The organism is Kangiella sp. HZ709 (assembly GCF_009674675.1).
Classification (GTDB): domain Bacteria; phylum Pseudomonadota; class Gammaproteobacteria; order Enterobacterales; family Kangiellaceae; genus Kangiella.
This window is the reverse complement of the sequence record NZ_WKJC01000001.1, coordinates 1,217,106-1,241,150: the sequence shown is the minus strand read 5'-3', so window position 1 is coordinate 1,241,150 and position 24,045 is coordinate 1,217,106. Positions and strand designations below refer to the sequence as shown.

The window sequence follows — 24,045 nt, the reverse complement described above, 5'->3', positions numbered from 1 at the left end:
AATGGAATAAGCTAAAGCAAAGTACTCCTTATTTGGCGAATAGATTATTTGATCGCGAAAGTACATTGTGCGGTTTCCGTTAACTCTTGAGCCTGGTAGCTTTTCTAATTCTATATTTTTAGGGATATCTTCCATAGTGATAATTGTAGTTATTAATTAATAAGCCAGAAGCAATATAATATTAATGATTTAAGAACAAAAAGCCCAGCAAATGCTGGGCTTTTCAATCTACATGGAGGCTGTAGTAATTTAAGGTTTAAACCAATGAATTACTTAATTTTGCCTTCTTTGTACATTACGTGCTTGCGTACAACAGGATCAAACTTTTTGATCTCCATTTTACCAGGCATGTTTTTCTTGTTCTTGTCAGTGGTATAGAAGTGACCTGTACCAGCGCTAGAATTTAAACGAATTTTATCACGCATGATTTAGCTCCTTATACCTTGTGTCCGGCTTTACGAACATCAACTAATACAGCATCGATACCTTTCTTGTCGATGATGCGCATACCTTTCGCAGAAACGCGTAGTTTCACGAAACGGTTCTCAGACTCAACCCAAAAACGGTGTGAGTGTAAATTTGGTAAAAAACGACGCTTAGTGCGGTTTTTAGCGTGTGACACATTGTTACCTGTCACTGGGCGCTTACCAGTTACCTGACAAACTTTAGCCATGATTAGCCTCCAAAAAATAACCTTAAATCTCGCCTTAATTGGTATTTTTAAGACGATACTGCAAATTAGGGCGCACTTTATACCAAAATCGGCTGTTATAAGCAATGATTTTAGCTAGAAATACGCGATTTCACCGCTTTGTTACGGTGATTGCTACAAGATGACTATTCTATCGGTCTATATGAGTCCGTGTTCAGCGAAAGAATAGGTCTTGGAGTGGGCGACGATTATATGATCAAGCGTGCGAATATCAACCAATTTTAATGCTTTTTTTAGTTGCTGGGTAAGGCTTATATCAGAATCGCTCGGCGACGCCACTCCACTAGGATGATTATGGGCAAAAATTACTGCCGAAGCATGATTATTCAAGGCTGACTCTACAACAATTCTAGGGTGAACTTCGGCGCTATTGATGGTGCCTTTAAAGAGTAATTTACTGCGGATCAGTTGGTTTTGGTTATTGAGTAATAATAAGTAGAAATGCTCTCTTTGTTTGTTGGATAACAGGCTTTTTAGATAAAGTTGAACTTGACCTGGGTTAGTGAATGCTTGCTCAAGCTCAAAGGACTGCTCTAAATAGCGCTTAGAAAGCTCTAGGCAGGCCTGCAATTGACAAAATTTGGCAGATCCTAGTCCAGGATAGCTATTAAATGTTTTAAAATCGGCTTCCAATAATGGTTTGATTCCTCGAAAATCGTGTAATAAATAACGCGCTAAATCCACCACATTGAGCTTTTTTGTACCGGTTCTTAGAAAGATTGCTAATAACTCTGCATCGGATAAATTAGCTGCACCCTGCGTCAATAGGCGTTCTCGTGGACGCTCACTACTTGGCCACTCCATGATTCTCATACTCATTCCTTTTTATATGCTTTGGTAAAAGAAAAGAATACAAAATTATAGTTAGCGAGTATTTGCTCCGAACGCTACAAATTGTGTAGGTAAAGGCGTAAACTAATGCCATCAATGTGAACCAAATCAACAATTTAGGATGAATTTAAGCCAAAAGAAAATTTTACTGGGCTTAACTGGGGGTATTGCGGCTTATAAAGTGGCAGATTTGTGCCGTCAGTTGGTAAAAGCTGGCGCTGAAGTGCGCGTGGTTATGACCTCAGGCGCTAAAGCATTTATCACACCATTAACCCTACAAGCTTTATCTGGCAACCCAGTGCACGATGACCTGCTTGACCCTAGTGCAGAAGCAGCTATGGGGCATATAGAGTTGGCCAAATGGCCGGACTTGATTGTGATCGCTCCAGCCAGTGCTGATTTTATTGCGCGGGCAACCGTTGGTATGGCCAATGACCTACTCTCCACTTTATGTGTGGCTAGCGCAAAACCCATAGCCTTGGTTCCGGCTATGAATCAACAGATGTGGGCGAATGCCGCTACTCAAGACAATATCCAAACGGCGAGCAAAAGAGGAATGCATATCTGGGGGCCTGCCTCAGGCGAGCAAGCCTGTGGTGATGTGGGGTTAGGTCGAATGATTGAGCCTCTTGATATCGCGCAAAAAGTGGACACTTTTTTTAACCATAAACCGCTTAAAGGTCAGCATTGGGTCATAACCGCGGGCCCAACGGTTGAGAAAATTGATCCGGTAAGATTTTTAACCAATCGTAGCTCTGGAAAAATGGGCTATTCAATTGCCAAGGCTGCTGCTGATTTAGGAGCTAAAGTGACTTTAGTTTCTGGTCCTGTTTCTTTATCCGCGCCGAACGGTGTCCAGCGACTAATGGTTGAATCAGCGCAAAGCATGTTAGATGCAGTGACAGAAACAACTGATAAGGCGGATGTTTTCATTGCTTGTGCAGCAGTTTCAGATTATCGAGCAAAAGATATTTCTGAGCAAAAAATGAAGAAGAAGGCTGATTCAGGTTTATCTTTAGAGCTAGAGCAAAACCCTGATATTTTAAAATGGGTAGCAACTAATAGGAGTTGCTATTGCGTAGGGTTCGCTGCAGAAACTCAGAACGTGGATGAATACGCTAAAGCAAAAATGCAGCGCAAAGGTATCGAGATGATTTGCGCAAATGACGTTAGTCGAACAGATATAGGTTTTTCAAGCGATCATAACGAATTAAGAGTATTTCATTTGATCAAAGATCAAATAGAAATGTATCCATTAGGACCAATGCTAAAAAGTGAGTTGAGCTTAGAGTTAGTGGAATTAATTAATAGTGTCAGATAGTAAAAGTGAAATGACGAAGCCGTAATACAAGAGGAAGAAAATATGGCGAATTCAAAATCAGGAAAGGGTAGAAGTTTAATTAGTTTTTTTATACCAGCGTTTGCCATCGGTGCGGTATTGCTATTGATATCGGCAGTGGCTTTTTACTTTTGGGGATATCAGCAACCGTTAAAAGAGCAGGCAGGCTTTTATTTGCAAAGCACTGTGAACGAAAAGGCGCAACAAGTTAATCAACAGTTAGAAACTATTCAAAAGGATATCGATGAAACGATAAAAGAAGAGGCTGATGAGGCGGCGATACTCTCGGCGTTACAGGCCAGTTACCCAGAGGTTTCCGCCGTTACTAGTCGTTTAAAAGGCGAGCTAGAAGTAGATAAAGATTCAACTCCAATCGTTACCCATATGACCTTAGAGCTCTTGCGCCAGGCCTCTGAGGGTAAAAGAGCTAACCCGGAATTGATATTGAATAATGGGAATCCAGACCATGTGGCTTTTGCTTCTGCTTCTAGTGACAAGATATATTTAATTGCTTTTGACCCTAAAGGTTTTGCCCGTTTCTTTGGCAATCAACAGAATTTCATCGAATTTCAGTTGTTACAGCATTTTGATACTGGTAATCATTTAATTAGTTCTAGTAAACCAAATGCGTCTGGCGCAAAACCCTTGGCAGAGTCTGAAAGATTTGGTGCGAATTGGTCGATAGCAGTGTTCCAAGAAAACAATGCCTTCTCTGCAAATTATTTATTGCCACTATTAATTATTTTATTAGCATTAGCAGCTTTAGTGGTAGCTGCCTTACTGCCGTTCCTATCGTTAAAAACAAGTTTAAAATCAGAAGCAAGAAGCTTTATTCAAGGTATTGCAAAAAATAAGATGCCATCGAATTATCAAGTGGATTTTTTCAATGAGCTAGCGGCCAGTTATCGTCGTGTGCATGAAACCGAAGAAGAGTCAGCTGAAGCTATAGAAGCCGTTGCAGCGGCATTGGAAGAAAAGTCCGAGCCGAAAGGAATCACTTTTGATATCGATTTATTGCAGTTAGCCGAGAAAATAAATCCTGAGATTTTCAGAGAGTACGATATCCGCGGAGAGGTGGGGAAAACTTTAAATGAAGATATTGTTTATGCCCTCGGGCGTTCTATTGGTAGTGAGGCTTATGCACGTGGAGAGCAAAAGATATTAGTTGCTAGAGACGGCCGTATTTCTAGTCCGCAATTGCACCATGCATTAATTGAGGGGTTAATCTCAAGTGGGCGTGATGTGGTTGATTTAGGGTTGGTCCCAGCACCAGTTTTATATTTTGCTATTGGCGCTTTAAAGGTTCGTTCAGCTGTAATGCTGACCGGCAGCCATAATCCTCCACAACATAACGGATTAAAAATTGTATTAGCAGAAGATACTCTTTATGGCCGTGATATTAAGGCGCTTTATACTCGCATAAAAGAAAATGATTTCTTAAGTGGAAAAGGCAGCAGAAAAGAGCTTGAATTTGAACAAAACTACTTAGAAAAATTAGTCTCTGATATAACACTGGAAAAGCCATTAAAAGTAGCAGTTGATTGTGGTAATGGTGTTACTGGAAATTTATTGCCGCGACTCTTGCAAGCTTTAGGTTGCGAAGTCTTAGCTTTGCACACAGAAATTGATGGTAACTTCCCTAATCATCATCCTGATCCTAACAAAGCTGAAAATTTGCAAGATCTTATTGAGATGGTCCAGTCTGAGAGTGCGGACTTAGGTATTGCATTTGATGGCGATGGTGACCGCTTAGGAGTGGTAGATTCGAGTGGTAAAATCATTTGGACCGATCGTGTCATGATGCTACTTGCAGCGGACGTTCTGTCTCGAAATTTTGGCGCAGAAGTATTGTTTGATGTTAAGTGTAGCCGTTATCTTGCTGACGTTATTAAGGAAAACCAAGGGATGCCAGTAATGTGGAAAACGGGGCACTCTTTGATGAAAGCTAAAATGCGCGAGACGGGCGCGTTATTAGGTGGTGAAGGCAGCGGTCATGTCTATATTAAAGAGCGCTGGAATGGATTTGATGACGCCATTTATGCTGCTGCGCGAGTCTTAGAGTTGATCGCCAGAGACACACGCTCTTCGGCTGATATTTTTGCTGGTTTCCCGGAAGGTTTTTCATCACAAGAAATTAATTTGCCTGTGCCTGATAAAGTTAAGTTCAAATTGATAGATGCACTTTCCTCTAAGGTAACTTTTGAGGGAGCTAATATTAATAGTATTGATGGCATCAGAGCCGAATATGAGCAAGGCTGGTTCTTGATACGAGCATCAAATACTACTCCAAGTGTGGTGGTGAAGTTTGAAGCTGATAATGAAGCGGCTTTAGAGCGAATGAAAAATGTATTAAAAGAACAGTTAAGTATTGTGGCACCAAAGCTAAAAGTAAATTTCTAAAGAGATGAGACTAGATGACTATTAAAAAAAATAACAGCAAACGAAAAGAGCAAATCCTCCAGTCTTTGGCTTTAATGTTAGAAAAAGAACCTGGTGCAAGGATTACGACTTCTAAGCTGGCCAAAGAAGTCGGTGTTTCTGAAGCGGCGCTTTATCGTCACTTTCCTAGCAAAGCAAGAATGTTTGAAGGTTTAATTGATTTTGCAGAGCAGGAAATGTTTTCTCGGATCAATATGATATCAAAAGAAATCTCAGATCTAGAAGAGCAGTGCCAAAAAATCATTACACTGTTGTTAACTTTTGCAGGTAGAAATCCCGGTATTAGTCGTATGCTAACGGGCGAAGCACTAACGGGTGAACATGAGCGTCTTAGAGGCCGTATAAGTCAGTTATTTAATCGTATTGAAACCCATATTAAGCAGCAGTTTCGTCAGGCAGAGGTTGCGTCAGGACAAAAGTACATTCCTGATGTGGCCAGTAGGGCTAATATCTTGATGGCGTTTACAGAGGGCCGTATTCAGCAGTACGTTAGAACTAATTTTTTACAGTCGCCACTGGCAAATTGGGAAGAAGAGTGGCAGTTATTAAGAAAAATTTGTTAGTCGCTATTTGTAAGCGACTAACACTTTTGCTCTAAAGATAATAATGATGGTTATGAGTTAGCAGAAAGATAATCGATAAACTTCTGTTTGATTGCTATAACTTCATTACTCTGACAAAGCTTTCTACCTTCTTCGCTAGGATTGCAGTTAACATTTATCACAATATTCATAGCTTCCACTTCATTTTTCTGAGGAACTCTAGTGATAGTTAACCCAATCTCATTATCGGCTCTCGGTTTCTTACTGACAATTAAAGTATTGGTTACGATAGATAGGGCGTGGGTTGCATTTTCTAAGGCGAAAATCTGCGCGTAGCTCCATGCTTTATCACAACTTATTTTATCTGCACAATCGTAAATGTCTTGAACGTCTATATCATTGACGTCACGTAATGAATTTTCTACAAATAATTCGGCTTTTAATTCTTGGAAGCGAATTCGATCTTTCTGGAACTGCTGGTCAATATTGGCAATTTGAGACTCGTAACGCTCAACAGAATCATTATTAGCTGAAATTTGTGTTTTTATAGCTGCTATTTCATGCAAGGTCATTTCTGGTACTGCTTTACCTTGTCGTTCGTAATCTGCCGCCCGCTTTTCTTGCTCTTGCAGTTTACGTTTTAACGAATTGGTGTGATTAGCAATAATTCTTAGATTGATGTTCAAAGTAGAAGTTTGAGACTTTTTAGTACGTTCAATATCATCTACCGTCGAGTATTGGCGCAATAATAGGGTATCTTTTTGACGTTCTTTTCGACGCTTGTCGGCTTGTAACTTCAATTGTTCTTGTCGAATACTTTCTGCAATGCGTTGCTCTCTGGTCAAAGCGGCTGGTACTTTTTCTACTAAACGACCAGTTTCAGTAATAATGTCATAGCCCACTTTTACTGCTTCTGTAGGCAAATAGTCTTTCACGACTAATTTGCCATCAGCATCAGTATAGCGGTAATAGTTTTTGGCGGATAAGCTACTAGATGCTAGTAGTAAGATCGTGCTTAACAATACAAGAAAAATCTTCTTCACAAACTAAACTCCATACTGGTTACGGTACGCTACTACCTTATCATAAAAGGATGCCAGATTGGGATCTTGCTCCAGATAGCTAATTAAATCGGCTAGTTGGACGATGGAGTGTACTGGTATTTTATAATCTCTTTCGACCTCTTGTACTGCAGATAAATCACCTTGCCCTTTTTCTTGGCGATCCAAAGCAATTAAAACGCCAACAGGATTAGCTCCATTGGCTTTAATGATATCGATTGACTCGCGAATTGCCGTGCCTGCAGATATAACGTCATCGATAATTAGAACGTCTCCTGAAAGTGCACTACCTACAATAGAGCCACCTTCACCATGGTCTTTTTTTTCTTTACGGTTGAAGCTGTAGGGTTTGTTGATTTGGTGTTGTTCTGACAATGCAATGGAAGCAGCACTAACCAAAGGTATTCCTTTATACGCAGGACCAAAAATAATATCGAAAGCGAGTTCTTTTTGCACCATAGTTTGAGCGTAACAACGACCTAGTTGAGCGAGATCGTAGCCACTATCAAATAGGCCAGTATTAAAAAAATAGGGACTAATTCGACCTGATTTTAGGGTGAATTCGCCGAACTTGAGCACATTTTTCGATAGTGCTAACTCAATGAAGTGACGTTGATAATCTAACATGGTGATATTTTACTAAAGCCTAACTGAATCTACTCTTAATGATATAAGAGATAGTATCCTTTAATGGCCTTAAATTAAAGGCAAAAAAAAGCGACTCTATTGAGTCGCTTTCTTGTTTATTGTAATCAGAAGATGACTACTTGAAGGTTAAAGTCCAGCTATCAATGTAGCCAGTATCGCCGTTAGCGTTGTCGTTAACTTCCAATTTCCAAGTACCGTTACCACTGTTGCTAACCGAGCTAGCGTTTATGGTGAACGTTTGGTTGATATCGTTAGCACTTCCGCCTGTACGGTTATGTAACGTTGCAGACTTACCATCTGGAGCTACGATCTTAACTTGTAGGTCACCTTTATAAGTGTGCTTAATATCTACTTTGATATCTATACTACCGATGCTGGTACGGTTCTCAACTAAAACTGAACTAGACACTGTAGTGTTATCAGAAATGTTAACGTTAGTGTTGTTAGTTACAGTTTCAGTAGCACTACCGCCACCACCGCCGCCACCGCTAGCTTCAGTGTAGTCAGCTACTAAGCTAACACCTGAGTACGCGCTGTAAGCACGAATCATGACGTGGTATGTATCAGTTGCAGGACTTGCCACAGTACACGTTTCTGAATTACCAGTTCTGTATGGGCGGCAATCGTAAGTTGAAGTAGTTGGTTTAGCACCACGACGAGTGTAAAGGTCAGCATCACCTGTTCCGCCACTCATAGTAAAGCTCAGGCCAGTTGCACCAGCAGGAACATCGATAGTGAAGAATTGCTCAGAGCCAGCTGCACCAGAAAGTCCAGTTTTTGCTACGCCTTTAGCTAATACGCCGTCACCTGTTGGAGGAGGGTTACCACCGCCACCATTACCTTGCGCTGCTAAAACTGCAGCTTCAGCATCAACAATACCTGTACCACAATTTGATGTCGAACAAGTAGAGCCAGAAGGGAATGAACGAGTAGTGTCCTTTAAAATAGTTTCTACTTCTGAAGGAGTTAAGTCTGGATTAACTGCAAACATTAACGCAGCAACACCTGCAACGTGAGGAGCTGCCATCGAAGTACCAGCATTATATGCATAAGTATCGCCAGCTGGAGTAGTAGTACCAGAGTCCATAGTTGAAGCTACGCCATCAGCGCCGCCCATGCCGCCTGGAGCTGCAACATCGATACTTGAACCGAAGTTAGAGTATGTTGCACGATTACCATTGCGATCTGTGGCAGCAACATTGATTACACCGCTACAGCTAGCAGGAGTAAAGCCAGAAGCGTTTGCATTTGAGTTACCAGCAGCAACAACAACTACAGCACCATTTGAACGAGCTGAGTTGATAGCGCTTTGGGTAACGCTTTGACATGAACCACCACCGCCAAGTGACATATTAATAACTTTCACTGGGTTAGGGTTTGTTGGAACACCTGATACTGAGCCACCTGCAGACCATACGATAGCGTCTGCAATATCAGCAGTTGAGCCACCACATTTAGCTAATACACGTACTGGAACAACTTTTGCACCAAAGGCAACACCAGCAACACCAGTGTTATTATTAGTTACAGCAGCAACCGTACCTGCTACGTGAGTACCGTGCCAGCTTGAGTTGCTTGCTTGGCTTCCTTGATAACATTCGTTCGCAGTTGCTACCCAATCGCCTTCATCTTCAGCATTTGAGTCACGGCCATTACCGTCACGAGCTGAGGCTGAGTTAGATACGAAGTCATAACCGCCAATAATGTTGGCTGCTAAATCAGCGTGTGGGCGATAGCCAGTATCAAGTACCGCTACGCGAACACCTGAGCCATTAGTGATATCCCATGCTGCTGGCGCATTAATGCCGCCAGTGGCGTCAGAGTAGTGCCACTGAACACCGTAATGAGTATCGTTAGGAGTTAAAAGAGCGTACATTGGAAGATTGAGGCTGATATCTAATGTAGGATCAGATGCCATTAATTCATTTGCCATGCGTCTTAGTTCTGAAACTGGCTTCATTCCATTATCAAAATCTAATACTTGCGCACCGTTAAACATAAAACGTTTATGTTTGGCTTTCGAGCCTAAAACAGCACTGAGCTTTTCTACCGCATTGCTGTTTGCCATTGATTGCATAGCTTTTGAATTTGCTTGAACGCCTGACTTTTTAATGATTAAGCCAAAGCCCATTTCTTGTTTAGCTTTAATGGCATTAACTCTATCGTTAATTTGGTTTTCGAAATTTCTTTCTTGATTTGCTACTGCAGAAGTTGCTGCTAATGCGCAAGATACAGCCAAAGGCGCTATAGCCTTATTAAAAGGTTTTTTCATGTTGTTAACTCCTAAGATTTAGAGACTACCCCGAGGCGAATGCCTCAAATCACATATCCACTTATTCTTGCACTTATATAATTTAGTTGTGCTTGTCTTGTGTTTTAGAAATGCGACTGGTGGAATATACAGCACCAACAGTTTCAAAGTGTGAACTGGATCACACTCCTACAAATAGTGACAAATATAGCTAACAGGTTTTATAAGAAGGATTAGAAAAAATAATGGATTGGTTGAAATTTATACAGTTTGTAGGTGAGGATTATAAAAACTCTAGAGCGATAATGTTTTCTTCTATGCGAATGACTTTCATTTCATGCAGCACCATTTTCGATTGGTCTTCACCCAGAATGCCGTCAATATGAACTTTAACCACTTCGCCTTCATCTAGCTTTGCGCCTTCTTTGTTTCGTACCAATACCCCACCTTCTGATATATCCAAACTTTCGGATAAGAATACTTGTGAGTTTTCTTGGCGTATTGCAACAGGCAAATTAATATTGACTCGATTAAAGCGACGGGCATTGTCGGTGCCGTTTTCTGGTGCTGAGCTCATACGATTTCCTTTCTTAATGATTCCTATAGAGCCTTGATAAGGCTGATATTTACTACTTCCAATTAAAAATATAATAATTGGGACCTAATATGTAAAGCATTTTAAAACGGTTCTAATGTTTTGCTAACCAGTTAGCGATACTAATAAAGTTTTCAATGGGTAAAGTTTCTGGGCGAACAGATGGATCAATGGATAAGCTTTCGAGCTGATCATCGGTAAGATACTTCTTTAAATTGTTGCGGATGGTTTTTCGTCTTTGATTAAAACTAGAAGTAACTACTTCAGCTAACAATTTAGTATCTGTAGCGGTCAAAAGGGATTCCGCTTTCGGGCTTAACTTGATGATGGCTGAATCCACTTTTGGCGCAGGTTGGAAAGCTCCTGGTGGTACTGTAAACAGCATTTCAGTTTCACAGTAGTATTGGGTCATAACACTCAAGCGGCCATAAGCCTTAGTATTGGGTTTTGCACAAATCCTTTCAACCACTTCTTTTTGCAACATAAAATACATATCTTTTATCTCGGCACGGAAGTTTAATAAGTGAAAAATCAGTGGAGTAGAAATATTATAAGGTAAATTGCCGACGATTCTGAGCTTAGAAGTGCTATCGTTAGTGCTTGTTTGAGTTAGTGATGAGAAATCGAACTTTAAGGCATCACTATGATGAATTTGTAAGTTATTTGCAGTGGCAAATTTGTCTTCAAGTCTAGGGATTAAATCTTTATCTAATTCGACTAGATCTAGCTGTTTAACTTTAGAGATCAGTAATTCGGTGATTGCGCCCAAACCAGGGCCAATTTCAACCATAAAGTCAGTGTCAGTAGGAGCGATAGAATCAACTATTCGGTTAATGTAGAAGTTGTCAGACAAAAAGTTCTGGCCAAAGCGCTTACGAGCCTGATGACCTTGGACAATGGAAGAGTTTTTTTTAGCCATAAATTCTATTGCTTTTTATTAATTGCGAGCATGAATTAAATCTAGAGTAACTTCGAGAGCGTACTCCATACTGCCTAAAGATGCTCGATTTTGACCTGCTATATCCAAACCGGTGCCATGATCCACTGATGTACGAATGAACGGCAGGCCTAGTGTAATATTAGCAGCGTTGCCAAACCCTTTAAACTTTAATACAGGCAGCCCTTGATCATGGTACATAGCTAAGACGGCATCAACTTTCTGTAAAAGTTGAGGCGAAAAAGCGGTATCAGCAGGAACCGGACCTATTAGCTCACTTCGAATGGATTTGTTTAAATGATTTAAAACGGGCTCAATAATATCCAACTCTTCTTGACCTAATAAGCCAGACTCACCCGCATGAGGATTTAAGCCTAATACCAATACTTTGGGTTCTTGGATGCCGAATTTGCTTTGCAGCTCTTCGTCTAAAATACGTATCACACTGGTTAGTTTATCTCGAGTAATAGACTCCGAAACATCCTTTAAAGGCAGATGGGTTGTAACTAGTGCAACTCGTAGGCCTTCGGTGGCTAACATCATGACCACTTGATCAATGTTGGCTTTTTGGGCAAAAAATTCGGTATGGCCAGAAAAGTAGATCTCGCTTGATGTTTCTGTAAATGCTTGGTTAAGAATAGCTTTGTGTACTGGCGCCGTCAGAATAGCATCAACCTGTTTCTTTTGTGCCATCTTCGCCGCAGTTGTAAGAGTTTCAATAACGTAGCTACTGTTCTTCGTGTTCAACTGACCAGCAATGCTAGTTTCTGCCAGCGAATGATGAATAATATAGAGTTGACCTCTTCCTAATGGTTGCTCGTTGTTAGGAGGATTATCAGTATTATAATCTATTAGCTCTAGGGGGAGTTGTAAATCTTCAGCTGTTTGAGTTAAAAGCTCACGGTCGGCAGCTACAATTAAGTGTTCAGTTTGAGGTTTTTGAGCTAGCTTAACTACTAGTTCAGGCCCAATTCCCGCTGGCTCACCAGCGGTTATTAAAATTTTAGCGAAAGCCATTTAATTAGCTTTGCTCTTCTACCACTTTTTTAACATAGGCTTCATCGCGAATTTCGCGTAACCAAGCTTCAACTTCCTCGTTAAACTTACGTTGACGCAAAACTTGAGCTGCTTGGTTTTGCTTCATTTCTTTTGTTTGATCTTCTTGACGTTCTCCTAATAGCTGAACAATATGCCAGCCAAAGCTACTTTTAAAAGGCAGACTGATTTCATTGACAGATAATCGTGTTATTTGATCTTTAAAAATAGGATCGTAAATATTTGGACTTTGCCAACCCAAATCTCCACCAATGTTAGCAGAGCCAGGATCTTTGGAGTATTTTTTGGCAACATCGGCAAAGTCTTTTTCACCTTTCATGATTTGTTCGCGAACACTGGTTAATAAAGCCTGAGCATCCTCTTCACTAGTAATAACGTCTGGTTGAATCAAAATATGGCGAGAATTGACTTGATAAACCATGTGTTGTTCTTCCCCGCGTTTATCGAGTAATTTTAAAATATGAAAACCTGATGGTGAACGAATAACGCTTGATGTGGCGCCTTTATCCATATAGTAGACAACATCTGAAAATAGTGTTGGCATCGAGTCTTCTGTATGCCAACCAAAGTCGCCGCCCGATTGCGCATTTGGTCCATCAGAATTGTTAGCAGCAATAATGGAGAAGTCACTTCCACTTTCCACTTGTTTGCGCAAATCATTGGCTTTTTCTTGATAGAATTTAATGGTTTTTTCGTCAGAATCTTCTGGTACTTGAATTAAAATATGACCTAGGTGATATTCAATACGTTTTTGTGAATCGATGGCTTGAATAATCGATTCAATTTCTTTTTCGCTGATTTGAATGCGCTGATTAACAAATCCATCACGAACACGGTTTACCATAATTTCATTACGAAGATCACTTAAGAAAATTTCGTAGCCTATGCCATCGGCAGCAAGTTTTAAACGAAATTCAGGCAAGCTCATTCCACTTTGCTTTGCAATTTGACCTGCAAAATGCTGTAGTTCAGCATCGCTGATTTTCATTCCGGCACGCGAGGCCATTTGCAACTGAATATTTTCTAAAATCAGCGCGTCTAAAACTTCTTTTTTCAATACCTGTTCAGTAGGCATTGCGGTGCCACGAGCTATAATTTGGCTTTTGATTTGCGCCATTTTTCGGTCAAGTTCAGATTGCAGAACTACATCTTCTTCTACTTGCGCGATTACTTTATCGATAACTTGTGCATGGCTAGTTGAAGTGGTTAAAAATGCTATACCAGCAATACCTAATAATTGTATTAATTTCATATATAACTCAAATGTTGTTTATTTACCGAGTCTATCTCGATAACCGTAAATACTGTCTTCAAGAAATTGAGTAGTGCTTCCTCGCAAACTCCCAATGCCTTTTAAGACAAATTGGACAAAAAAGCCCGAGTTGTGTAAATCACCTTGATTGGTTAGTAATTGGCCTTGATTGTCGAGTTGAATATTTAAATAACGACGGTTGACCAATCTAACTGCCCAGCAGCAAGACTCATATTCTAGACCAAAAAAAGATTCATTGGTTCTATTTTGTGATAAATCTCTGCTATATCGGCCTAAAACACTCCAGTTTTCTTTAATTGGCCATGAAAAAGCGACTTCAGCTTCTTCTATTCGTCGATCAAAGTTTCGGCGGAAGCGATGACCGACATTAATTATATAATTATTTTGGGGCTCATAATGTAATAAAAAAGAGCCGCTAGTAGTTAAATCTTGTTGATCGTCCCAGTCAATGGCACCTTTTAGTTCCAAGGTATCTGTCCAACGCCAGTTTAACTCAGCTAACAAACCCGATTGTCTAAATGTATCGCGCTCAGTCGAATCATCTAGCTGCACTTTTCTATCAATCAAATAAGCAATTCGGCCAAGAGTAAAGGCTGCTCGCTCTTTACCCGTATCATCAATTAAGCGACTAGTGACGGCGGCGCTAATTTGATTAGCATCACCGATACGGTCAATGCCGGCAAAACGATTACGAGTAAAAAGCTGGGTGAAGTTAAAAGTGGGTAGGCTGGTATCAAATAAGCCTATACCAGTTTGATCTTCAAATGGAGTGTAAAGATAGTAAGCACGAGGCTCGAAGGTGTGGGTATAGTCATTGCCACCGATATTCCAATTACGTTCAAAAAACAAACCGGTATCAAGCGAAACGGTTGGTAAAGCGCGATTAAACGTCTCTTTATTACCGTTTAAATCAGTTTGCTGGTATTGAGTTAAACCATAACTAAGCTGCGGGCGAATAAAACCATATAATCGTTCAAAGTTCCAGCCGACTGTTGGTTCCAAATGATAACGGTTAGCATTTTCAATTTGGGTTGGGTCTTTGTGTTCAAACCGGGTAGCTTCACTTTTAATCGTAGCGTAGTAACCATTGCCAGTGAAATAGCGTGAAGCGGATATTTTAGGCGTAATTTTAAAGCGGCTACTGGCTGTATTTAATAGTTGCCAGTCTTGGTATTGAATTTTGAAATTCCAATCTTGGGTTAAATATTGTAAGTACAAATTCTGCGATAAGCTGGCTTGATTAGAGTTATTTACACCGCCACCAAAATCTTGGAAATAAGCGTCATCACTGACTTTTTCAGCATCAATGGAGGCGCTCCAAGCATCACTAAATTGATTGATATGCTTAACTTGGTAGGACCAGCGCTTAGCGTCAATGCCTGGGTTTTCAGTTGCTAAGTTGTCACTAGGTAAATATTCGAAACTCACTAATCCTGCGTAATTAGGCTTTAAATAGCGAAACTCTGTGCTAAGACTGGCACCTCGCTTGCTCATGTAGCGTGGCGTTAAAGTAAGATCATAATTAGGTGCGAGATTAAAATAATAAGGCACACTAATATCGGCGCCATTTCGATTTGAGTTACTAAATGACGGTGGCAATAATCCAGTTTTACGGCGGTCATCGACAGGGAAGGTGATATAGGGCAGATAAAACACCGGAATATCGGCTATTTTGACTACGCTGCCATAGGCTTGACCCCAACCAGATTCTTTGTTGATTACTATTCTATCAGATTCAAATGCCCAGCTTCGCTGGTCCTGAGGGCAGGTAGAGAAATCGGAATTATATAAAGTTAACTCTTGTTTGTTATCGATGGTGATTTGTTCCGCAGAACCATTACCGTTATTACTATAGAGGTAGAACTGGGTGTTATCTATTTGACTCGATCCCGTTGATTCTTGATAAGCCATGCTATCAGCACTGACGATGAGTTCAGGACTGGAAAACGTTAGCTGTCCTTCAGTTTGATAACTTTTACTCGCATTATCCGCAATTAATTTATCAGCTTTAATTAATTGTTGGCCTTGTCTAATGATGACATTGCCTTCTAAATAAGCTTTATTAGCTTCAGAATAGGCTTTATCTGACCAAGCTTTAATTAAATTCTCAGCTTCTAGCTGCGAACTTTCAAAAGGGTTTTGAATATTTGAGGTTGAAGTCAGAGGTTTAGGTGCTGTGCGGCATGATTTAAACTCGGGGAATTCTATTTTTTGACTGACTTCATTATTTAATCTCTGATTGGATGATTTATCTTGCGGCTTAATATCAGCCGCAATAGCGTTATTCATTACCACCAAGTTAGAGCAGCAGACGAGTAGGCCCGCCATTGGAATAAGCCCAAAGCGTTTCATCGAATTTCCACCCTGGATTTTTTTCGGAAAAAAAGGTTTTACCCTAAAGGCTTTCTTGATTACCATTTAATCGTTATTATCCGAGCCAAACTAAGCATTTTTAAAGATGCCTAATGATAAACCTTAAAGACTAAGATTGAAAATTTAATAGGTAACAAATCCTCATTCTTTTACATCAATAGGTGGCTAAAGATATTAAGGTATTCACTAAGAGAAAATCATGAATAGAGAAACTTTGCTTAAAAATTGGTCAATGCAACAGTTGGGGCTTAGTCAAGCTAACTGGAGCATGGTTTCTGGTGATGCCAGTTTTCGACGTTATTTTAGGTTGCAAGACTCCAAGCAAAGCTGGATTTGTGTGGATGCGCCACCTGAGCATGAAAACTCTGAGCAATTTATAAAAGTCGCTAGCATGTTAAATAAGGTCAATGCACCAAAAGTCTTAGTTAGCGATTTAGAGCAAGGTTTCATGCTGCTGACAGATTTGGGCGATCGATTGTATTTACCTCTGCTAAATGATGAATCTGCTGATAATTTATATAAAAAAGCTATAGATTCGCTAATAGAAATGCAACGTATTGAGTCAGCAGATCTATTACCTGCTTACGATGAAAAATTGCTGAATATTGAGATGGAATTATTCCGAGATTGGTTTTTAAAAGAACATTTACAGCTGAAGCTGTCGGCTGACGAAAACCTCATGCTGGATCAATTATTTAAATGGTTAACTGACAGCGCATTAGAACAGCCGCAAGTATTCGTTCATCGTGATTACCATTCGCGCAATATCATGCAAATAGATGGGCAGTCGCCTGGCATTATTGATTTTCAAGATGCAGTGCATGGCGCTATTACTTATGATCTTTTATCCTTGCTAAGAGATTGCTATATAGAATGGCCAGCGCATAGAGTGAATGATTGGGTGAATTATTTTGTTGAGCAGTCGGATTGGGAATTGGATAAAGCTCAGTTAGAGCAATGGTTTGATTGGATGGGTTTACAACGACATATCAAAGTGGCTGGAATTTTCGCTCGTCTAAATTATCGAGATGGCAAACCAGGTTACTTGAAAGATCTACCTCTAACCCTCAAGTATATTGTTTATCAAGCGAAAAAATATCCGCAACTGGATGAGTTTAGCCAATGGGTGCAGCAGAAAGTTTTGCCGAAAATGGACTCACTTGCTCAAATCCAATAAAACTAAAGGTTCTAATGAGTAATATAAAGAAAGCCATGATTTTAGCCGCAGGCAGAGGGGAGCGAATGCGCCCTTTGACCGACAGCCTGCCAAAGCCATTATTAAAGGTCGATGGCAAAGCTCTTATTGAGTACCACATCGAAGCGCTGAAAGATGCCGGAATTAAAGATATATTGATTAACACCTCTTGGCTCGGCGATATTATTCCAGAGTATTTAGGTGACGGTGGTTATTGGAAAGTAAATCTTACTTTTTCACATGAGGAAATCGCGCTAGAAACTGCGGGTGGTATTCGTAAAGCTTTAGATTATTTTGGCGACGAGCCTTTCGTGGTTGTCAATGGCGATATCTGGACAGACTTTGATTACAGCAATTTGAATAAGCCAAAAGCTAAAGCGCATTTAGTTTTAGTGCCTAATCCGGAGCAACATCCTAATGGGGATTTTGGTTTAGATAATGGTTCAGTATTGTCGCAAGCTGAAACCCAATATACTTTTTCTGGTATTGGCGTTTATCAACCTGCAATATTTAAAGACTTAAAATTAGATTCGCCAGCGGCATTAGCACCAGTTTTACGAGAGTTAATGTCCGAGCAAGAAGTGACGGGACAATTATTCCAAGGCGAATGGCGTGACATCGGAACACCTGAGCGATTGGAAGCTTTAAACAAAGAATTTTTGAAGCCCATGAAAACCATTAATTTTGATTTCAAAAGTACTAACGATGAATCCGGTCCAGGTTCTGGAGAAAATAGTTAATGGGTTGGGTTGGAAAATTAATTGGCGGCTTATTAGGCTTTATTTTTACCCGTGGTCCCATTGGTGCTTTGCTAGGAGCATTAATAGGGCATCAATTTGATAAAAAATCTGCGGAGCAACAAGAGCGTTTGGATCCGCAAGCTCAGCAAAAAATCCAAGCGGTTTTTTTCACCTCTACGTTTTCCATCATGGGGCATATTGCAAAAGCTGATGGTCGAGTTTCAGAGCAAGAGATCAAGCATGCAGAAAATGTGATGGCGCGGATGGGGCTTGATGTATCGACTCGAAAAATTGCCATCGATCACTTCAAACAGGGCAAAGGCAGCGGCTTTGATTTTGAAGGCGTGATGGCGAAATTTAAACAAGTCGTTGGGCGGCAAAGAAACCTAATGCAAATGTTTTTAGAAATCCAAATCAGTATGGCTATGGCTGATGGCAAAGTGGATCCAATTGAACAAAATATTTTGCGCCAAATTGGGCAAAGGCTCGGTTTTGCAGGCTTTATTATCGATCAATTGATAAAAATGGCACAGGCAGCGCAAGGGTTCCATCAATATTCTCAACAGCAGGGCGGGCATAGAGCCGCTGGTCAAACTGATTATGGCGCTCCGAGTATTGAGCAGGCTTATCAAGTGTTGGGCGTATCGGCTAGTGATGATAAAACCGTTGTGAAAAAAGCTTATAAACGCTTAATGTCTCAGCATCATCCTGATAAACTGGTTTCTAAAGGTTTGCCTGAGTCGATGATAAAAATCGCCACAGAAAAAACACAAGAAATTAAATCGGCTTATGAGCTTGTAGAGCGTCATAAGGGTTGGTAAGTATCGTCATTCCTGCAAAGACGGGAATCTAAGAGAGCAAAATGACTACACAAGAATTAATGACAAAACAGATCGCAATCATGTTAGAAATGCAGAATGCGATGAATACTAAAGTTAATGACAAATGGGCTGAGCAAGGTTTTGAATGGTATCGCGCCATTTGGATTGAGTGTGGCGAAATGCTTGAGCACTATGGTTGGAAATGGTGGAAACATCAAAAGCCAGATGCGGAACAAGTCAAAATGGAGCTAGTGGATATTTTTCATTTTGGTTTAAGTTCGCGCATAGATACTCCTTCAAGCGAAATCAGTTTACCTTATGCGGACATAGCTGCTGAATTAGCGCGAGAATTATCTGAACCATTGGTTAAAGATGATTTTAAACAAACTTTGGAAGTGCTAGCAGGTCAAGCTGTGATGTACCAACATTTTGATGGCACCAGTTTTGCAGGTTGTATGCAGCAAATGGAAATGTCTTTTGATGAGCTCTATAAAAGCTACGTAGGGAAAAACACTTTAAATTTCTTCCGTCAAGACCATGGTTATAAAGATGGTACCTACATTAAAGAGTGGAATGGCCGCGAAGATAATGAATATTTAGTGGATATTTTAGATAGTTTAGATACCAGCGAAGAAAACTTTAAGGAAAAAGTTTATCAAGGTCTAAAAGATAACTATCCAGTGTAAATAAGAGGTTTAAGAAGCATGTCTTATAAATTAATTCTGAAGGGTTATGATGAAGCTAATGCTAAAGGAACCTATTACATCGAAGTAGATGGTGCCGAAATATTAGAAGTCGACCGAAAGAGTTAAAAACTATCCTTGAAAATCCGCCGCATATTATCCTGGAAGACCTCGAACAAGATGAGGCTGAGAAGTTAGCGGCCGCGGTAAAAGCTGCTGGAATTAAATGTGAAATTGAACATGTTCAATTCGATTTAAGTAAGTTTTCCTTAGTCGAAGAATAAAAATCTCAAGAGCTTATGGATAAAGCCACGGAACAAACCCTCAAGGAAGTTAAACAGCTGATTCAAAAAGCCAAACGCATCTGTATTCTCACAGGTGCTGGCGTTTCTGCAGAGTCCGGCATTTCTACCTTCCGTGAGGCTCAACAAAAGGGAAATGAGCCTGGTAAGGGCTTGTGGTCACAATATGATCCGCAACAACTCGCAAGCATTGAAGGTTTCTTGAAAGATCCTGAAATGGTCTGGCAATGGTATCAATGGCGGCGGGAGGTTAATCAAGATAAAGAGCCCAACCCTGCCCATACCGCCATCGCCCATTGGCAAAAACAAGCCAAAGAGTCAGGCAAGCAAAAAGTCACTTTAATTACCCAAAACGTCGATGGACTGCATCAAAAAGCAGGCTCTGATCCACAAGTATATGAAGTTATCGATATTCATGGCAATATTTGGCAGAACCATTGTTTGCAGTGTCGCGAGCAGCATTTAGAAGATGTAACGGGTTTACAACAAGTACCTGAATGCCAAGTTTGTGGTGGCCAAGTTAGGCCATCGGTCGTTTGGTTCGGCGAAGCACTGGATGAAAAAAAATGGCAAGATGGCGAAACGGCTGCTTATTGTTGCGATTTATTTTTATCGATTGGTACATCAAGTCAGGTTTATCCAGCCGCAGGCTTGATGATGCTCGCAAAAAGCCAAGGTGCAAAGATAGTAGAAATCAATCCAGAGCCTACACAAAGCTTGGTGGTGGATTACCAGGTTATAGCCAAAGCTGGGAAAGTGTTACCCAAATTAATCGATTAAGAAATACTTTTCTTTAAGGATCTCTATGATCTCAGCTTTTGGATTGTCTGAAAGATGTATTTTTTCACCAGTGATTTTTTCGGCAATGCCTACGTAGGTATTGGTAATCTTATTAATGGCGCTGATTGGTAGTTCGTTATCACGAGCTAATGCTTCCCGCTCATCCATACGATTTTTGTTTAACAAAATATCCGGATCAGGGAAATGGTTGAGTAAGAATTGGCGGAAACCTTCTTTAGAATTTTCTACAATTTTTCCCTCGTCTCTAAACGCTGGGCCATCCCAAATACGTGATGAATCCGGCGTTCCTACTTCGTCCATATAGATGAGTTTGTCATTGCCAATTTTATCTTTAACGTAACCAAATTCAAACTTAGTATCCACAAACATTTGATCAAGCTTCGCCAATTCTTTGCTGATAACATTAAAGCCATCTTTTAATAGCTTCTCGTATAGGTCGATGTCAGCTTTAGAAGCGAAGTTAAAGGCTTCGAAATTATCTTCGATATTTTGACGGCTAATGTTTACGTCATCTTGCGGCGGAACGCCTGGAATGCCTTCTAAGATCCCTTTAGTCGATGGAGTAATTAATAGCTCGTCTAATTTTTGATCTTTAGTGAGATTTTCAGGTAAGCGAATACCACAAAACTCACGCTCACCATTTGCATAAGCGCGCCACATAGAACCTGTTATGTATTGACGAGCAATAGCTTCAACCTTAACTGGCTTGGCTTTTTGTACTATCCAGACAAAGGGGTGAGGGATTTCTAAGATATGGCTATCGGCCAAACCTTTTTCTTTAAACAGCTTAAACCAATGATTGGACACTGCGTTTAGGGCAGCGCCTTTACCTGGAACACCTCGCACATCACCTTCGCCATGCCAGATACAGTCGAATGCTGAAATACGATCACTGATCACCATAATGGCCAAAGGCGTATCACTAGGAACGTCATAATTTCTTTCTTGAATCAAACGCTGACTATCCGCTCCAGTTAACCAATAAACAGAGCGCACTTTACCGCTATGAACCGGTTTGTCGGTACGAATGGGGAGATCGTTATTTACAGCAAGCACTTTATCCGCAAGACTCATGTGTTAATCCTAGTGAAGATTGCTAAGGGTGTGGAATTAAGCCACACAGGACTGGCGTATTTTACCTAGAAGCGTTGAAGTATTCCACAATTAAGGAGCGTTACTTAGATTGATTAAAGTCGTGCCTAAGATTATATTTATGACTCAGTTAAAGGATTAGGATACTAATATGGCTAGCCCTGAAGAAATGGCGCAAAGCATGCGCAACAATATTCCAGAAAAAACCGGTAAGCAGCAGCTTGAGTGGAATACAATTATTAAAGCCAGTCAATTAAATAAACATGGACAAATCGTTAAGATGCTTAAAACCGATCATGGGGTAACGCATGGTTTTGCTAATTTGCTTAGTTCAGACTTTCTTAAAGGTGATTCTGAGCCAGCGTCAGATAGTGATTTAGTAAACTCTCAATATGAAAAGAAACCTGATCTTAAGCCCATCTATGACAAGTTATTAAAAGCGGTTGAAAAGTTTGGTAAGGGCTTTGAACAAGCACCTAAAAAGGCTTATGTCAGCTTGCGTCATAAAAAACAATTTGCATTGATCCAGCCTTCGACAAAAGCGCGAGTTGATGTCGGTATTAACTTAAAAGGTGAAGAGCCAACCGAGCGGCTTGAAGCATCAGGAAGTTTTAATGCTATGGTTTCGCATCGAGTGCGCATCACTGACATAAAGCAAGTGGATAAAGAACTGATCAATTGGTTGAAAGAAGCTTATAAACGAGCAGGCTAGACCCTTAAAGACTGAAGCACGATTTGTTTCAATAGTTGCAAATTATCCAAATGGGGATAGTTAGGTCGTAATATAAATGCTAGAGAGCGGTGAGGGCCTTTTTCCTTTAGCGGAATTGCTGCAAGATTAGGGTGGTTTCGAACTAACTGTTCTATCGCAATTTCTGGTACTAAAGTCATCCCCATATCGTTATCCACTAGTTGCACTAAAGTCGCTAAGCTTGTCGCCTCGGCATTAATGGAATCATTCTCAGCCAAGTGGCAAGCGGCTAACGCATGCTCTTTAAGGCAGTGACCATCTTTTAGAAGCAATAATTTATTCAGAGGGATGCTAGATGAGTCGATAGATTTTTGCTTCGCCAACACATGACTTTTAGGAAGGATCAGGAAGAATTTTTCGCCTAGGAAAGACAAACTCAATAGTCCACCGAGTGGATAGGGCAGAGCTAAGATGGCGGTGTCAATTTCTCCTTTCTTAACTTTTTCCACTAACACATGAGACTGTTCCTCGAAAATTTCCAATGCCAAATTTGGATACTGTTTAATAATTGTCGGCAGAATTAAAGGCAGCAAATAAGGCGCTATGGTAGGAATAATACCTAGTGAAAGATGGCCAGATAGTGGCTTTTCTAAGGTTTTTCTAAGGTCATAAATATCTTTAACCTCTAACAAAATATTCTCGTATTTTGCAATGACTTGATGCCCTAGTTTGGTGATCAAAACTTTCTTATTGTCACGTTCAAATAGAGCAAAACCGAGCTGTTTTTCCATTTCAGCAATTGCGGTACTTAAGGCTGCGGTGGTGACATGAGAATGCTGGGCTGCTTTACCAAAGTGCTTATGCTCGGCCAAAGAGCAGGCGTATTGGATCTGCTTTAAAGAAATCATATTAGTATACATTTAATCGTTTAAAATAATTTAACATTAATTTAAATAATATTAAATATATTTAACGTCGGGGTTTGAATATAGTGAACCTCGTAGCCAATAAGGGCTAAATAAATAACGAGGAATACTCATGACTACTATCAATTCAACAATTAAACCTTTTAATGCAGCTGCTTTCAGTCAAGGCGAGTTTATCGATGTCTCCGAGAAAGACATTAAAGGTAAGTGGGCAATTTTCTTTTTCTATCCAGCGGATTTCACTTTCGTTTGTCCGACTGAACTAGGCGACTTAGCGGATCACTATGAAGAGTTGCAATCAAGAGGTGTAGAGGTATTTTCAGTTTCTACAGATACTCATTTCACCCATAAAGCTTGGCACGATGCTTCTGATACTATCCGTAAAATAAATTACACCATGATTGGCGATCCTACCGGTCAAATTACTAACAATTTTGGTGTGATGCGAGAAGGTCAAGGCTTAGCTGATAGAGCTACATTTGTGGTTGATCCAGATGGCGTTATACAGGTAATGGAAATTTCGTGTGAAGGTGTTGGCCGTGATGCCGGTGAATTATTACGCAAAGTAAAGGCCGCTCAATATATCGCAGCACATCCGGGTGAAGTTTGTCCTGCAAAATGGAAAGAAGGTGAAGAAACCTTAGCTCCGTCATTAGATTTAGTCGGTAAATTATAACCGTAAAGAAAATACGGATGCTTAGCAAAACTGAGCATCCACTTGAAATAAAAGGAAAGAA

Annotated in this window: 23 protein-coding genes; 10 read left to right on the top strand and 13 right to left on the bottom strand. The window is 40.3% G+C overall.

Annotation, left to right across the window (positions count from 1 at the left end):
- Nucleotides 1-269: 269 nt before the first annotated feature.
- The 3 genes from rpmG to radC form a co-directional block, all read right to left on the bottom strand.
- Nucleotides 270-425 (bottom strand): 50S ribosomal protein L33, encoded by a 156-nt coding sequence (gene rpmG, locus GJS41_RS05665; protein WP_154246324.1) that lies wholly within the window; start codon nucleotides 423-425, stop codon nucleotides 270-272.
- A gap of 11 nt (nucleotides 426-436) precedes the next feature.
- Nucleotides 437-673 (bottom strand): 50S ribosomal protein L28, encoded by a 237-nt coding sequence (gene rpmB, locus GJS41_RS05660; protein ID WP_154246323.1) that lies wholly within the window; start codon nucleotides 671-673, stop codon nucleotides 437-439.
- A gap of 177 nt (nucleotides 674-850) precedes the next feature.
- A complete protein-coding gene (radC, locus tag GJS41_RS05655; protein WP_154246322.1) occupies nucleotides 851-1,525 on the bottom strand; it encodes a DNA repair protein RadC in 675 nt (224 codons plus the stop codon).
- A gap of 139 nt (nucleotides 1,526-1,664) precedes the next feature.
- On the opposite strand from radC, the gene coaBC reads away from it, so the two are divergent.
- Genes coaBC through slmA form a run of 3 tightly spaced genes read left to right on the top strand, consistent with a single transcriptional unit; the run spans nucleotide 1,665 to nucleotide 5,884 of the window.
- Nucleotides 1,665-2,864 carry a bifunctional phosphopantothenoylcysteine decarboxylase/phosphopantothenate--cysteine ligase CoaBC gene (gene coaBC, locus GJS41_RS05650; RefSeq protein WP_154246321.1) on the top strand — a complete coding sequence of 400 codons (1,200 nt, stop codon included), beginning with the start codon at nucleotides 1,665-1,667 and terminating at the stop codon, nucleotides 2,862-2,864.
- A gap of 42 nt (nucleotides 2,865-2,906) precedes the next feature.
- Nucleotides 2,907-5,282 (top strand): phosphomannomutase/phosphoglucomutase, encoded by a 2,376-nt coding sequence (locus tag GJS41_RS05645; RefSeq protein WP_154246320.1) that lies wholly within the window; start codon nucleotides 2,907-2,909, stop codon nucleotides 5,280-5,282.
- A gap of 14 nt (nucleotides 5,283-5,296) precedes the next feature.
- Complete coding sequence (slmA, locus tag GJS41_RS05640) at nucleotides 5,297-5,884, top strand: nucleoid occlusion factor SlmA (RefSeq protein WP_154246319.1); 588 nt, start codon at nucleotides 5,297-5,299, stop codon at nucleotides 5,882-5,884.
- A gap of 50 nt (nucleotides 5,885-5,934) precedes the next feature.
- Here slmA and GJS41_RS05635 read toward each other — a convergent pair whose 3' ends face one another.
- The 8 genes from GJS41_RS05635 to GJS41_RS05600 form a co-directional block, all read right to left on the bottom strand.
- Nucleotides 5,935-6,906, bottom strand: coding sequence for a hypothetical protein (locus GJS41_RS05635; protein WP_370515635.1), 972 nt, complete (start codon nucleotides 6,904-6,906; stop codon nucleotides 5,935-5,937).
- Nucleotides 6,907-6,909: 3 nt separating this feature from the next.
- On the bottom strand, nucleotides 6,910-7,551 hold the full coding sequence (gene pyrE / locus GJS41_RS05630; RefSeq protein ID WP_154246318.1) for an orotate phosphoribosyltransferase: 642 nt from the start codon (nucleotides 7,549-7,551) through the stop codon (nucleotides 6,910-6,912).
- A gap of 136 nt (nucleotides 7,552-7,687) precedes the next feature.
- Nucleotides 7,688-9,844 (bottom strand): S8 family serine peptidase, encoded by a 2,157-nt coding sequence (locus GJS41_RS05625; RefSeq protein WP_195758348.1) that lies wholly within the window; start codon nucleotides 9,842-9,844, stop codon nucleotides 7,688-7,690.
- Nucleotides 9,845-10,106: 262 nt separating this feature from the next.
- Nucleotides 10,107-10,400 carry a PilZ domain-containing protein gene (locus GJS41_RS05620; RefSeq protein ID WP_154246317.1) on the bottom strand — a complete coding sequence of 98 codons (294 nt, stop codon included), beginning with the start codon at nucleotides 10,398-10,400 and terminating at the stop codon, nucleotides 10,107-10,109.
- 112 nt (nucleotides 10,401-10,512) lie between these two features.
- Nucleotides 10,513-11,337 (bottom strand): 16S rRNA (adenine(1518)-N(6)/adenine(1519)-N(6))-dimethyltransferase RsmA, encoded by an 825-nt coding sequence (gene rsmA / locus GJS41_RS05615; RefSeq protein WP_154246316.1) that lies wholly within the window; start codon nucleotides 11,335-11,337, stop codon nucleotides 10,513-10,515.
- An 18-nt stretch (nucleotides 11,338-11,355) separates the two neighbouring features.
- Entirely contained in the window at nucleotides 11,356-12,372 is a 1,017-nt protein-coding gene (pdxA, locus tag GJS41_RS05610) for a 4-hydroxythreonine-4-phosphate dehydrogenase PdxA (RefSeq protein ID WP_154246315.1), read from the bottom strand.
- Nucleotides 12,373-12,376: 4 nt separating this feature from the next.
- Complete coding sequence (locus GJS41_RS05605) at nucleotides 12,377-13,663, bottom strand: peptidylprolyl isomerase (protein ID WP_154246314.1); 1,287 nt, start codon at nucleotides 13,661-13,663, stop codon at nucleotides 12,377-12,379.
- 18 nt (nucleotides 13,664-13,681) lie between these two features.
- Nucleotides 13,682-16,036: an LPS-assembly protein LptD gene (locus tag GJS41_RS05600; protein ID WP_227551254.1), complete on the bottom strand. Its 2,355-nt coding sequence runs from the start codon at nucleotides 16,034-16,036 to the stop codon at nucleotides 13,682-13,684.
- Nucleotides 16,037-16,256: 220 nt separating this feature from the next.
- Here GJS41_RS05600 and GJS41_RS05595 point away from each other — a divergent pair, with 220 nt between their 5' ends.
- The 5 genes from GJS41_RS05595 (at nucleotide 16,257) to GJS41_RS05570 (ending at nucleotide 20,578) form a co-directional block, all read left to right on the top strand.
- The gene (locus GJS41_RS05595; protein ID WP_154246313.1) at nucleotides 16,257-17,234 is read left to right on the top strand and encodes an aminoglycoside phosphotransferase family protein; all 978 of its coding nucleotides are present in this window, start codon (nucleotides 16,257-16,259) and stop codon (nucleotides 17,232-17,234) included.
- 14 nt (nucleotides 17,235-17,248) lie between these two features.
- Nucleotides 17,249-17,992 carry an N-acetylmuramate alpha-1-phosphate uridylyltransferase MurU gene (gene murU / locus GJS41_RS05590; RefSeq protein WP_154246312.1) on the top strand — a complete coding sequence of 248 codons (744 nt, stop codon included), beginning with the start codon at nucleotides 17,249-17,251 and terminating at the stop codon, nucleotides 17,990-17,992.
- Nucleotides 17,992-18,813, top strand: coding sequence for a co-chaperone DjlA (djlA, locus tag GJS41_RS05585; protein WP_154246311.1), 822 nt, complete (start codon nucleotides 17,992-17,994; stop codon nucleotides 18,811-18,813). The genes murU and djlA overlap by 1 nt, the downstream gene beginning before the upstream one ends.
- A gap of 41 nt (nucleotides 18,814-18,854) precedes the next feature.
- Nucleotides 18,855-19,499: a dUTP diphosphatase gene (locus GJS41_RS05580; protein ID WP_154246310.1), complete on the top strand. Its 645-nt coding sequence runs from the start codon at nucleotides 18,855-18,857 to the stop codon at nucleotides 19,497-19,499.
- A gap of 296 nt (nucleotides 19,500-19,795) precedes the next feature.
- The gene (locus GJS41_RS05570; RefSeq protein ID WP_154246309.1) at nucleotides 19,796-20,578 is read left to right on the top strand and encodes an NAD-dependent deacylase; all 783 of its coding nucleotides are present in this window, start codon (nucleotides 19,796-19,798) and stop codon (nucleotides 20,576-20,578) included.
- Here GJS41_RS05570 and GJS41_RS05565 read toward each other — a convergent pair.
- Nucleotides 20,567-21,673, bottom strand: a complete 1,107-nt coding sequence (locus GJS41_RS05565) for a phosphoribosylaminoimidazolesuccinocarboxamide synthase (RefSeq protein ID WP_154246308.1) — start codon at nucleotides 21,671-21,673, stop codon at nucleotides 20,567-20,569. The genes GJS41_RS05570 and GJS41_RS05565 overlap by 12 nt on opposite strands.
- 169 nt (nucleotides 21,674-21,842) lie before the next feature.
- Here GJS41_RS05565 and GJS41_RS05560 point away from each other — a divergent pair, with 169 nt between their 5' ends.
- Complete coding sequence (locus GJS41_RS05560) at nucleotides 21,843-22,403, top strand: DUF5655 domain-containing protein (protein ID WP_154246307.1); 561 nt, start codon at nucleotides 21,843-21,845, stop codon at nucleotides 22,401-22,403.
- Here the strand turns inward: GJS41_RS05560 and GJS41_RS05555 are convergent.
- Entirely contained in the window at nucleotides 22,400-23,290 is an 891-nt protein-coding gene (locus tag GJS41_RS05555; RefSeq protein ID WP_154246306.1) for a hydrogen peroxide-inducible genes activator, read from the bottom strand. The genes GJS41_RS05560 and GJS41_RS05555 overlap by 4 nt on opposite strands.
- A gap of 130 nt (nucleotides 23,291-23,420) precedes the next feature.
- Here GJS41_RS05555 and ahpC point away from each other — a divergent pair, with 130 nt between their 5' ends.
- The gene (ahpC, locus tag GJS41_RS05550; RefSeq protein ID WP_154246305.1) at nucleotides 23,421-23,984 is read left to right on the top strand and encodes an alkyl hydroperoxide reductase subunit C; all 564 of its coding nucleotides are present in this window, start codon (nucleotides 23,421-23,423) and stop codon (nucleotides 23,982-23,984) included.
- Nucleotides 23,985-24,045: the final 61 nt, after the last annotated feature.

What these genes read in the sequence shown, in the direction of transcription:
- rpmG (WP_154246324.1), bottom strand. Translation starts at nt 425, where the DNA reads ATGCGTGATAAAATTCGTTTAAATTCTAGCGCTGGTACAGGTCACTTC.
- rpmB (WP_154246323.1), bottom strand. Translation starts at nt 673, where the DNA reads ATGGCTAAAGTTTGTCAGGTAACTGGTAAGCGCCCAGTGACAGGTAAC.
- radC (WP_154246322.1), bottom strand. Translation starts at nt 1,525, where the DNA reads ATGAGAATCATGGAGTGGCCAAGTAGTGAGCGTCCACGAGAACGCCTA.
- coaBC (WP_154246321.1), top strand. Translation starts at nt 1,665, where the DNA reads ATGAATTTAAGCCAAAAGAAAATTTTACTGGGCTTAACTGGGGGTATT.
- GJS41_RS05645 (WP_154246320.1), top strand. Translation starts at nt 2,907, where the DNA reads ATGGCGAATTCAAAATCAGGAAAGGGTAGAAGTTTAATTAGTTTTTTT.
- slmA (WP_154246319.1), top strand. Translation starts at nt 5,297, where the DNA reads ATGACTATTAAAAAAAATAACAGCAAACGAAAAGAGCAAATCCTCCAG.
- pyrE (WP_154246318.1), bottom strand. Translation starts at nt 7,551, where the DNA reads ATGTTAGATTATCAACGTCACTTCATTGAGTTAGCACTATCGAAAAAT.
- GJS41_RS05625 (WP_195758348.1), bottom strand. Translation starts at nt 9,844, where the DNA reads ATGAAAAAACCTTTTAATAAGGCTATAGCGCCTTTGGCTGTATCTTGC.
- GJS41_RS05620 (WP_154246317.1), bottom strand. Translation starts at nt 10,400, where the DNA reads ATGAGCTCAGCACCAGAAAACGGCACCGACAATGCCCGTCGCTTTAAT.
- rsmA (WP_154246316.1), bottom strand. Translation starts at nt 11,337, where the DNA reads ATGGCTAAAAAAAACTCTTCCATTGTCCAAGGTCATCAGGCTCGTAAG.
- pdxA (WP_154246315.1), bottom strand. Translation starts at nt 12,372, where the DNA reads ATGGCTTTCGCTAAAATTTTAATAACCGCTGGTGAGCCAGCGGGAATT.
- GJS41_RS05605 (WP_154246314.1), bottom strand. Translation starts at nt 13,663, where the DNA reads ATGAAATTAATACAATTATTAGGTATTGCTGGTATAGCATTTTTAACC.
- GJS41_RS05600 (WP_227551254.1), bottom strand. Translation starts at nt 16,036, where the DNA reads ATGAAACGCTTTGGGCTTATTCCAATGGCGGGCCTACTCGTCTGCTGC.
- GJS41_RS05595 (WP_154246313.1), top strand. Translation starts at nt 16,257, where the DNA reads ATGAATAGAGAAACTTTGCTTAAAAATTGGTCAATGCAACAGTTGGGG.
- murU (WP_154246312.1), top strand. Translation starts at nt 17,249, where the DNA reads ATGAGTAATATAAAGAAAGCCATGATTTTAGCCGCAGGCAGAGGGGAG.
- djlA (WP_154246311.1), top strand. Translation starts at nt 17,992, where the DNA reads ATGGGTTGGGTTGGAAAATTAATTGGCGGCTTATTAGGCTTTATTTTT.
- GJS41_RS05580 (WP_154246310.1), top strand. Translation starts at nt 18,855, where the DNA reads ATGACTACACAAGAATTAATGACAAAACAGATCGCAATCATGTTAGAA.
- GJS41_RS05570 (WP_154246309.1), top strand. Translation starts at nt 19,796, where the DNA reads ATGGATAAAGCCACGGAACAAACCCTCAAGGAAGTTAAACAGCTGATT.
- GJS41_RS05565 (WP_154246308.1), bottom strand. Translation starts at nt 21,673, where the DNA reads ATGAGTCTTGCGGATAAAGTGCTTGCTGTAAATAACGATCTCCCCATT.
- GJS41_RS05560 (WP_154246307.1), top strand. Translation starts at nt 21,843, where the DNA reads ATGGCTAGCCCTGAAGAAATGGCGCAAAGCATGCGCAACAATATTCCA.
- GJS41_RS05555 (WP_154246306.1), bottom strand. Translation starts at nt 23,290, where the DNA reads ATGATTTCTTTAAAGCAGATCCAATACGCCTGCTCTTTGGCCGAGCAT.
- ahpC (WP_154246305.1), top strand. Translation starts at nt 23,421, where the DNA reads ATGACTACTATCAATTCAACAATTAAACCTTTTAATGCAGCTGCTTTC.